Annotated in this window: 13 protein-coding genes and 1 pseudogene; all 14 read left to right on the top strand. The window is 45.6% G+C overall.

The window, feature by feature from the left end:
- The coding region (gene truB / locus Q0314_RS03600; protein WP_298056581.1) for a tRNA pseudouridine(55) synthase TruB at positions 1-818 on the top strand (818 nt) is incomplete at its 5' end.
- Entirely contained in the window at positions 812-1,042 is a 231-nt protein-coding gene (gene csrA / locus Q0314_RS03595) for a carbon storage regulator CsrA (RefSeq protein WP_298056579.1), read from the top strand. The genes truB and csrA, both read left to right, overlap by 7 nt.
- Positions 1,042-1,785 (top strand): 4-(cytidine 5'-diphospho)-2-C-methyl-D-erythritol kinase, encoded by a 744-nt coding sequence (locus Q0314_RS03590; RefSeq protein WP_298056577.1) that lies wholly within the window; start codon positions 1,042-1,044, stop codon positions 1,783-1,785. The genes csrA and Q0314_RS03590 overlap by 1 nt, the downstream gene beginning before the upstream one ends.
- 11 nt (positions 1,786-1,796) lie before the next feature.
- Positions 1,797-2,252 (top strand): SsrA-binding protein SmpB, encoded by a 456-nt coding sequence (gene smpB / locus Q0314_RS03585; protein WP_298056575.1) that lies wholly within the window; start codon positions 1,797-1,799, stop codon positions 2,250-2,252.
- A 9-nt stretch (positions 2,253-2,261) separates the two neighbouring features.
- On the top strand, positions 2,262-2,474 hold the full coding sequence (locus tag Q0314_RS03580) for a 4-oxalocrotonate tautomerase family protein (protein ID WP_002946585.1): 213 nt from the start codon (positions 2,262-2,264) through the stop codon (positions 2,472-2,474).
- 1 nt (position 2,475) lies between these two features.
- Entirely contained in the window at positions 2,476-3,090 is a 615-nt protein-coding gene (locus Q0314_RS03575; protein ID WP_298056572.1) for a TlpA family protein disulfide reductase, read from the top strand.
- Entirely contained in the window at positions 3,080-3,391 is a 312-nt protein-coding gene (locus Q0314_RS03570) for an ATP-dependent Clp protease adaptor ClpS (protein ID WP_298056570.1), read from the top strand. Before Q0314_RS03575 ends, Q0314_RS03570 begins: the two co-directional genes overlap by 11 nt.
- A gap of 46 nt (positions 3,392-3,437) precedes the next feature.
- Positions 3,438-5,603, top strand: a complete 2,166-nt coding sequence (locus tag Q0314_RS03565; RefSeq protein ID WP_298056568.1) for an AAA family ATPase — start codon at positions 3,438-3,440, stop codon at positions 5,601-5,603.
- An 18-nt stretch (positions 5,604-5,621) separates the two neighbouring features.
- Entirely contained in the window at positions 5,622-6,281 is a 660-nt protein-coding gene (gene aat / locus Q0314_RS03560) for a leucyl/phenylalanyl-tRNA--protein transferase (RefSeq protein WP_298056565.1), read from the top strand.
- Positions 6,282-6,336: 55 nt separating this feature from the next.
- Positions 6,337-6,774, top strand: a complete 438-nt coding sequence (flgB, locus tag Q0314_RS03555; protein WP_297937000.1) for a flagellar basal body rod protein FlgB — start codon at positions 6,337-6,339, stop codon at positions 6,772-6,774.
- Positions 6,775-6,783: 9 nt separating this feature from the next.
- Complete coding sequence (gene flgC, locus Q0314_RS03550) at positions 6,784-7,281, top strand: flagellar basal body rod protein FlgC (RefSeq protein WP_002946576.1); 498 nt, start codon at positions 6,784-6,786, stop codon at positions 7,279-7,281.
- A gap of 5 nt (positions 7,282-7,286) precedes the next feature.
- Entirely contained in the window at positions 7,287-7,589 is a 303-nt protein-coding gene (gene fliE / locus Q0314_RS03545; RefSeq protein WP_009495241.1) for a flagellar hook-basal body complex protein FliE, read from the top strand.
- A gap of 3 nt (positions 7,590-7,592) precedes the next feature.
- Positions 7,593-9,440, top strand: coding sequence for a penicillin-binding protein 2 (locus Q0314_RS03540; RefSeq protein WP_298056563.1), 1,848 nt, complete (start codon positions 7,593-7,595; stop codon positions 9,438-9,440).
- 75 nt (positions 9,441-9,515) lie between these two features.
- Positions 9,516-9,916, top strand: a pseudogene (locus tag Q0314_RS03535) (hypothetical protein); the annotation flags it as partial.
- Positions 9,917-10,035 lie beyond the last annotated feature (119 nt).

Raw genomic sequence — 10,035 nt, 5'->3', positions numbered from 1 at the left:
ACGCGCTTTTTGTCGCAAACAAGCCCGCAGATATCAGCTCAAATCATTTCCTAAGTAGGCTAAAGCGCAAATACGGCGTAAAAAAGGCGGGCTTTTCGGGCACGCTTGATCCCTTTGCCAGCGGCTGCCTCATCGTGGCTCTAGGCAATCACACGCGGCTTTTTAACTACATAGATAAAACGCCTAAAATCTACGAAGCAACCATGTGGCTGGGTGCGACGAGCGCCAGTCTGGATAACGAAAATATCGGGGAAATCACGCCTTGCCCGCCGTTAAATTTAGCGGACGTAAAGGCGGCGCTAGCCGAGCTAAAAGGCGAGATCGCCTACGTACCGCCTAAATTTAGCGCCAAGCACATAGACGGCAAGCGCGCCTATGAGCTAGCAAGAGCGGGCGAAGAGTTTGAGCTAAAAAGCCAAACAATGAGCGTTTTTGACGTAAATTTGACTGCGTATATGCATCCGTTTTTGAGCTTTCGCATTAGCGTTAGCGAGGGCTCATACGTGCGCTCGTACGCTCAAATTTTAGCCGAAAAGCTTGGCGTAAAAGCAACTCTTAGCGCGCTAAAACGCGTGAGCGAAGGTAAATTTGGTTATGAAAACGAGCGGTTTTTAAATCCGCTTGATTTTATCTCATTGCCACGAAACGAATATCTAGGCGACCCCGCAGATGTAATGCTGGGCAAAAAACTAGACGCCTCGAAGCTAAAATTTGGCGCCGAAGGGCTATATTTAATAAACTTTGATGAATTTTTTAGTATCATTGAAATCAAAGACAAAACCGTAACATATAAACTAAATAAGGTCGAAAAATGCTAATACTCGCAAGAAAAGAAGACGAAAGCATAATGCTAGGAAACGATATCAAAATCACGGTCGTTGGCATCTCAAAAGGCGGCGTAAAAATCGGCATCGACGCGCCTAAAAATATGATGATCCTGCGCTCGGAGCTAGTAGAAGACGTAGCGGCAGAAAATAAACAAGCCATAAACGGCGCGGGCGAAGCGAGCCTAAAAGAGTTGAGCGATAAAATCGTAAAATAATGAAAAGCTACGCGAAAATCAACTCCTTTTTAAAGATCGTCGGCACTCGCGGCAACTACCACGAGATCGTCTCTCGCTTTGTTTTGCGGCGCGAGATTTACGACGAAATTTTCTTTGAAAAATCTAGCGGCTTTGCGCTTGAGTGCGATAACGAAAATATCGAAAATAATATCGTTTTAAAGGCCAAATTTGAGCTGGAAAAAGCGGGCTTTAAAGATGAGCTGGACGAGTTTTTCGCCTCGCATAAAATCGTGATAAAAAAGCAAATCCCGCTGGGCGCGGGCCTTGGCGGAGGCAGCTCAAACGCGGCTACGTTTTTAAAGATGGCGAACGGGGAGTTAAATTTAAAACTAACTCGCGAAAATTTGATGAAAATAGGCGCGAATATCGGAGCGGACGTGGCGTTTTTCGCTAGCGGATTTGACGCGGCAAACGTCGGCGGTATCGGCGAGATAATAAGCGAATTTAACGACGAAGTGCCAGAGGTAGAAATTTTAACGCCCGGCGTCTTTTGCTCGACGCCTGCGGTTTACGGCGAATTTAGAGCAAATTTTATGGATAGTATCGACGTAAATTTAGCGGTAAAAATGCGTGAGATGACGACTGCGCAGCTACTGGAGCGATACGAAAATCGTAAGCTAAACGATCTTTTTGCACCGTGTTTTAAAATTTATCCGCAGATGGATAAATTTAAAGATTTTTTCCTAAGCGGCAGCGGCGCGAGCGTGTTTTTCTTAAAATAAAAAGGTAAAAAATGGGTAAGGATTTAGCCAAAAATAAAAAGGCGCTGTTTGACTTTAGCATTATCGAGACCTTCGAGGCTGGTATCGTGCTAAAGGGTAGCGAAGTAAAGGCTCTACGGGCAGGCCGAGCAAATCTAAAAGATAGCTTCGCACGCGTGATAAAGGGCGAGCTGTTTTTGCTAAACGCGCACATCAGCCACCTAAATACGACGCACTCGGCATTTCGCCCTGACGAGCGGGCTCCGAGAAAGCTACTGATGCACCGCAAGCAAATAGATAAAATTTTCGGTCAAGTCACGCAAGAGGGCCTCACGCTAGTCGTTTTAGCGCTCTATCTAAATGATAAAAACATCGTAAAGGCGCGGGTTGCGCTAGCAAAAGGCAAAAACCTGCACGATAAGCGCGAGACGATAAAACGCAAAGAAGCCGACAAAGAAGCGCGTGCGGCGATGAAAAAATACATCTAAGGAAAACGGGTGCCCTACGTAAATATAAAAATCACAAAAGAAAAAGAAGCCGTAAGCGCCGAGCAAAAGCGTGCGCTCATAGCCGGCGTAACGAAGCTACTGGGCGATACGCTAAAGCGTGACGCGAGCAGAACCGTCGTCGTGATAGAGGAAGTCAGCACCGACGACTACGGATTTGGCGGCGAGAGCATAACCGAGCTGAGATCAAAACAAGGAAAATAATATGAAAAAAACCATAAAGGCGATTTTTGCGGCTTTGGCCTGCGCGATATTTCTAGCAGGCTGCGGCGAGGACGAGACGGCAAAGGCTCCGGTAAAGATAGAGGGCTATAAAACGGGCGAGGAGATCGCGCTAAAGAGCGTGTTTGGCAAAGACCTCACGCTAAAGCGCGTCGAGGGCGGCTTTGTTATCAAGGGCGATGAGGATAAAATTTTGATGTTTGATATATTCGGCACGTTTTGTCCGCCGTGTCAAAAAGAAGCGCCCGATCTCACTAAATTTCAGATCGATAATCTAAACGACTTTACGATAGTCGCTCTTACGCACTTTGAAAACGTCACGAACGAATACGTCGTGGAAAATTTCGCGCAAAAATACAACGCCTTTTACTTTATCTCAAACGATATAAAGACAAACGACAAGCTTTCGGCGCAAATTTTAGAGGATATAAAATACGAGCGACTCGAGAGCGTGCCGATAAAAATGGTGCTAAAAGGCGGCGTATATCAGGAGCTAACCGACGTAGATAGCGGAAAATTCGGCGTGAAATACTACCTAGGCGGCATCCATCTAGACGCGATGACGAAAGATTACGAGAGAATAAAAAATGCCCGCTAAAACCGCCACCGAGCGGGAGCACGGCATCGCCGTAAAAGAAAAACCTGAATTTCCGCGCAAATTTAAGGTTGTTTTACTAAATGACGACGTTACGAGCATGGATTTCGTCGTGAGCGTGCTGGTCGAGATTTTTCACCACACAGCCCAAAGCGCGGTAACCGTGATGTTAAAAATCCACAACAAAGGCAGCGGAGTGGCGGGCATCTACAATAAAGAGATCGCCCAAACCAAACAAAACCAAACGCTAAAAGCAGCAGCCGCCGCGGGCTACCCGCTAAAAGCCGTCGTCGAGGAAGAATAATAGCCCGCAAAAACGGGTGCGCAAAAGGCGCAAAGAGGAGGAAATGATGTTTGACTCGGATTTAAGCTATCTTTTGGAAAAGGCCGGGCAGTTTGCCTACTCGAATTTTCACGAGTACCTAACCAGCGAGCACGTACTTTTCGTGCTGGTAAATTTAAACGAAGAGACTAGAGATATCCTAGTAGAGGCCGGACTCACCGACGTCGAGGGACTAAAAAGCGATCTAAAAAACTATCTTTTGCAAACCAACGAGCAGGTGCCGCACCACAAACAGCCGCGTATGACGGTGCTTTTGGAGCAAATTTTTAAAGAGCTAAACGCTGAACTAAAAGATAAAAACGTCGGCATTAGGGACTTGCTATTTAAAATCGCGGCCAGAGGCGACACGTACGGGGCTAAAATTTTAGAATTTTACGACGTCGATCCGCAAAAGATCAAGCAATCAACAAAAGACGACAAGCAGACTCGCGCTAAAAACTTCCAAAACCTAGCCAAATACTCGTCAAATTTAACCAAACTAGCCGCCGAGGGTAAAATAGATCCGATCATAGGGCGAGAAAACGAGCTAGCAAGGCTAATGCAAACGCTAAGCCGCCGTAAGAAAAATAATCCAATCCTAGTGGGCGAAGCGGGTGTGGGCAAAACCGCCGTAGTCGAGGGGCTCGCGCTAAAAATAGCAAACGGCGAAGTGCCGCAGAGGCTAAAACAGGCGCAAATTTTCGCACTAGACATCGGCGCGATGATAGCTGGCACGAAATACCGCGGCGACTTTGAAAAGCGCCTAAAAGACGTGATGGACGAGGTGGCTGAGCAGGAGGGCGCGATAGTCTTTATCGATGAGATCCACACTATCGTGGGCGCGGGAGCTACAAACGGCGGCGGGCTTGATATGTCAAATTTACTAAAACCGGCTCTCGCAAACGGCTCGCTTCGCTGCATCGGAGCAACGACGTACGCGGAGTATCGCAGCTTTTTTGAAAAAGAAAAAGCCCTCTCGCGCCGATTTGCTAAAATCGACGTCGTAGAGCCGAGCGCGGACGAGAGCGTCGAGATCCTAAAAGGGCTTCGCGCTAAATACGAGAGCTTTCACAGAGTCAAATTTAGCGACGAAATTTTAACTAAAAGCGTAGAGCTAGCCAAAAAATACCTAAACGATCGATTTTTGCCAGATAGCGCCATCGATCTCATCGACGAGGTCGGCGCGGCCTTAGCCCTACAAAACAGAAGCAAAACCGTAAAAATCTCCGATCTAAGCGCGGTTTTGAGCAAGATGGCAAATATCCCCGATACCAATCTAAAATCGGACGCCGCGGCAAATTTGAAAAATCTAGCCCAAAGACTGAAGTCCGAAATTTTCGGCCAAGATGAGGCCGTAGATACGCTAGTAGCGGCGATCAAACGCTCTTATGCGGGGCTAAAGCAACCAAACGCGCCAGTCGGTGTGTTTTTATTTACTGGATCAAGCGGCGTGGGCAAAAGCGAGCTAAGCGCGGCTCTAGCGCGAAATTTGGGCGTGCACTTCGAGCGATTTGACATGAGCGAATACATGGAAAAACATAGCGTATCGCGACTCATCGGCGCGCCTCCAGGATATGTCGGGTTTGAAGAGGGCGGCATACTCACAAACGCCGTTAAAAAACACCCTTATAGCGTGATTTTGTTTGACGAGATTGAAAAGGCCAGCGACGAGATGATAAACGTATTTTTGCAAATTTTTGACGGCGCTAGCCTCACCGATAACACGGGCGCAAAGAGCGATTTTCGCAACGCCGTCATCATAATGAGCTCAAATTTGGGCTCAAAAGAGGCTCCGACGCTGGGCTTTAGCAAAGACGAAAGCGGTAAAGCGGACTCCGCGGTAAAGGGATTTTTTAGCCCCGAGTTTCGCAACCGCATCGATAAAATCGTGCATTTTAACGACCTTAGCGAGGACGCGCTAAGCCTCATCGCGCAAAAGATAATTAACGAGATAAACTCAAGCCTCGCCGAGAAAAAAGTCGTCATAAAAGCCTCCGCCGAAGCCAAAAAATACCTCTGGCAAAAGGGCTATAGCAAGGAATTTGGCGCGCGAAATCTAAAACGCCTAGTTCAAGACGAGATCTCGACTAAGCTTAGCGACGAGATACTTTTCGGCGCACTAAAAAACGGCGGCGTAGCAAATATCGCGCTAAAAAACGGCGAGCTGGCGTTTAAATTTGAAGCCACAAAATAAGCGGTCGCGGGGTCGAATTTGGAAAAAATTTATAACTTCCCAGACCCCGCAAACGCCCCCGCAAACTCGCCTTTAGCCGTCGGCGGCGATCTAAGCGCTGATGCTCTTTTGCAAGCTTACGACAAAGGCATTTTCCCGTGGTTTTTACCCGGCGAGCCCATATACTGGTGGTCGCCCGATCCGCGCGCAGTGCTAGCTCCAAGCGAAGTGCGCGTACAACAAAGCATAAAATCCGCGCTTAAAAAATTTGAAGTACGGTTTGACTACGACTTTGAAAATTTTCTAAAAATCTGCAAAAGCGAGCGCGAAAAACGCGAACCAACGTGGCTATCGGAAAACATCGTACGCGCCTACCTAAATTTGCACCGTCTAGGTATCTCGCATAGCGTAGAGGTGTATGATGACGGAGAACTAGCAGGCGGACTTTACGGGCAAATTTTCGGTAAAGTCTTTTGCGGCGAAAGTATAATCAGCCTAAAAACAGGCGCGTCAAAGGTTGCTCTCATCGCGCTTTGCCGCGCTTTAGAGCCGTTTGATTTTCTCATCGACTGCCAGGTTGTGAACGAACACCTAAAATTTATGGGCGCAAAAGCGATGAGACGAAGCGAGTTTTTAGCCAAATTTAACGAACTAAAAAATCAGCCTAGCGGCTTTGGCGAATTTAAAAATTTACTCTAAATTTGGAACGTCTTTTGCTTATTATCTCGTAAAATTTAGAGAAAAAGGCAGGAAAATGTTCGCAGGCATCCAAACCTCAAAATCAAAACCGCTCGTAGAAAGCGCGCTGGCAAGCAGAAATTTACGCCAGCAGATGATTTCTAGCAACATAGCAAACATCGACACGCCTTTTTACAAAGCCCGCGACATCGCGTTTGAAGCGGCTTTATCGCAAACGGCGCAAGAAATCTACGGCAAAGACGAAAATAAAATTTTAAAACTCGCGCAAACGGACGACGCGCACTTTCCTCGCGTGGATTTTCCGGCGTCAAACGGAGCGACAATATTTTTACGAGACGGACACATGGCGCGAAACGACGCAAACACCGTCGATCTAGATGTCGAGACGACAGAGCTAAGCAAAAACGCGATAATGGTAACTGCGCTAGATAGAGCCATGAGGCAAAGCGGCCAGATATTTAAAAACGTGATCGACGCTAGCAGCAAAATTTAAGGATAGATTATGAGCAATTATTTAAGCGACTTTGACATCAGCGGATACGGACTAAGCGCCCAGCGCTTTAGGATGAACGTCATTAGCTCCAATATCGCCAACGCAAACACCGTGCGAACGGCGGAAGGCGGCCCGTATAGACGCCGCGAGGTGATATTTAAGGCGGTTGATTTTGATAGCGTGCTAAACGACGAAGTGGCGAAAAAACACAACTTGCTCGAATACGAAAATCCGCTAGACGATAAATTCTATACAAAAGACGCAAAACCTGCTATAATGAGCGTCGTAGTTGACAAGATAGTGCGCGACGATAAGGATTTTAAGCTAAAATACGATCCGTCTCACCCAGACGCCGACGCGAGGGGCTACGTAGCGTACCCAAATATCAATCCCGTCATCGAAATGGCGGATTTGATCGAAGCCACGCGCGCCTATCAGGCAAACGTTTCGGCATTTCAGTCGGCTAAAACGATCGCTCAAAGCGCATTAGAATTATTACAAGGTTAAATTTTATGACAAATATAGATAAAATCGGCTCGGTCGCTTCACCGTTTGAAAAAAAAGAAGCAAAGACTCTGCAAAATCAAAAAGGTGAGTTAAATTTCGGCGACGTGCTAGATAGTTCGCTAAAAGAGCTAAACGAGATACAAATCAACGCAGATAAAGCCATCGCCGATCTAGCCACTGGTGAGGTAAAAGATCTACATCAAGCAGCCATCGCCATCGGCAAGGCTGACACGTCGATGAAACTCATGCTAGAGATCCGAAATAAGGCCCTAAGCGCATACAAAGAAATCTCAAGAACGCAAATTTAAACCTTGAATCAGCGAAAATCAAAAACAATCGCTTTATTTGCGTTTATTCTGTTTTTTATCTGCATATTTTTGGCAGTTATCTTTTACCGAGCAAATATAGAAAGACGACTGCCAAAACTAGAAACTAGCGACATAAACACGGCCCTACGCGGCAACATAATAACAAAAGACGGCTTTAGTATAACCGGCAGCCAAAAGCTCTACAAAGTGATGGTAGATACTAGAAACATCGACCCCGATAAAAAAGATCTATTTATCAAACTTTACTGTATATATAGCGGCGACGATATCAAGCGCGTAACTAAAATCATTAACAGCCAAAAAGGCGCCGTTACGCTATCCTATAAGATCGACGCCAAGGGCGCGGCGTATCTACAGGAGCTATCAAAAAAGCTGTATAGAAAAAAAATCTTTATCCCCTACGAAGACCCAAATACCGGTGCTGCAATACTGCGTAATATGAGCATAGTAGAAAGCGGCGAAAGCAGGCAATACGTCGCCGCCGACGCGCTCACTCCGATGATAGGCTACGTAAAAAAGGTCGAAAAAGACGGTATCACTAAAACCGAGGGCGTAAAAGGCGTAGAAAAAGCCTACGAATACTACATCTCCTCGATCCAAGACGCAAAACTGCTAGGCCCAAAAGATATCGGAAACAACATCATTCTTACGAGCGATTCAAATTTGGCTAACCGCGTGGACGGATACGATATCATCTTAAACGCCTCGCTTAAACTGCAAACCAGACTAGAGCAGATCATCGACGAAAAGAAAGAATTTCTAAACGCAAAAGAGATAATCGTAGGCATAATGGACTCAAAAACAGGCGGCCTACTAGCGCTTGCCAGCACCTCTAGATATAGCCCCTCAAACATCAGAAAACAAGACTACAAGTCACTAAACTCCTCAGCAACCGAGTATGCATACGAGGTCGGTTCGGTATTTAAACCGTTTATTTTCGCCCTTCTTTTAGCAAACGACAAAATCAATCCGCTCGAGCGGATAAACACCTACAACGGCGTCTACCAGCTGGGCAAACGCACAATAAAAGACACGCACCCAGAGCCATTTCTCACGGCTGAGGATATCATTGTATACAGCTCAAATATCGGCATGATACAAATCGCCCAGCGCCTAGACGGTTCTCAAATTTACTCAGGGCTTTTAAATTTCGGCTTCACACAAAAAACCGGCATCGATATGCCATACGAGCAGGTCGGAAATATGCCGCCCGTAGCCAAGCTAAATTCGCAAATTTACAAAGCTACGATCAGCTACGGATACGGCTTGCAAGCGACTTTTATCCAGCTTTTAAAGGCGTATAACGTATTTAATAACAAAGGCGTAATGGTGACGCCAAAGGTCGTGGACTCGCTCTATAAAGACGGCAAATTTTTCGTCGTAAACGACCCAAAACCGGTCGAAGCCATAAGTCAAGAAGCGGCCGAAAGGATGAAGCGCATCCTGATAAAAACCGTCGAGATCGGCACCGGCAAAAGAGCGAAGGTAGAAGGCCTAGAAATCGGCGGTAAAACAGGTACCGCACACATCGCCACGACCGGTGGCTACGCAAATACCTATAACGGCTCGTTTTTCGGATTCGTCAACGACTCACAGGGCAATAGCTATACGATAGGTGTTTTAGCCAGAGAGCCAAAGAAACCGTATTATTATTTCGGCGCACAGAGCGCGCTACCGACGTTTAGAGCGGCCGTAGAGCTGATGGTCGAAGAGGGATTTTTAAAACCCGATAAAAATTTGACCGCGCCGGAACAAGCTGCGCCGCCAACCGAAAATACAGAGAAAAAAACCACAAACTCAAATTCTAAAAGCAAGCAAAAAAAGAATTAACTCTCAATCACCCATATACAATATTAAATTAGACTTAACGGAACTTAATTTAAATATAAGAAGTATTAAGTTGCCATGAAAAACATGAGAACCAAGTGTATAATCCATTCAAGAATTTCTAAGATAAATTTTAGAGAAATTTTATAACATTTTTTATCTGACATAGAAGCTGTAAAAATAGCGGAATTTACTAAATAATCAATCTTGCGCTTGCGCTTCTAGCTAGCTTGATAGCTTTACTCTCTATTCTGATTGCTGGAAGGCTTATGATGGCTTGGTTGATTATGGAGCTAAGCTCATTATAGAGTAAAGCATTAAAAGAATGAATTCGCTAATGGCAAAAATCATATAAACAGTATGGAAAACTATTTAGATACGACTTCGTCTTGCTACTGTAAGCAGACGGGGATATGATAAACATAGATTATCTTAAAGGTATTAAAAAAGAGAATTTCTTACTTCATCTAAAGGAATGTGTTCTGCTTGCAGCTAAGAGCATAGCGAAGTAAAGATACAAAAACTTTCTATCATATTTTACTAAAGATGATAAGAAATCTTGTAGGTAGCAAGACGTAGTCGCATCTAAAAATCCACT

The sequence above is a fragment of the uncultured Campylobacter sp. genome (assembly GCF_938040115.1).
Classification (GTDB): Bacteria; Campylobacterota; Campylobacteria; order Campylobacterales; family Campylobacteraceae; genus Campylobacter_A.
Note: the sequence above shows the minus strand (reverse complement) of the source record. Positions and strands in the feature narration are given on the sequence as shown.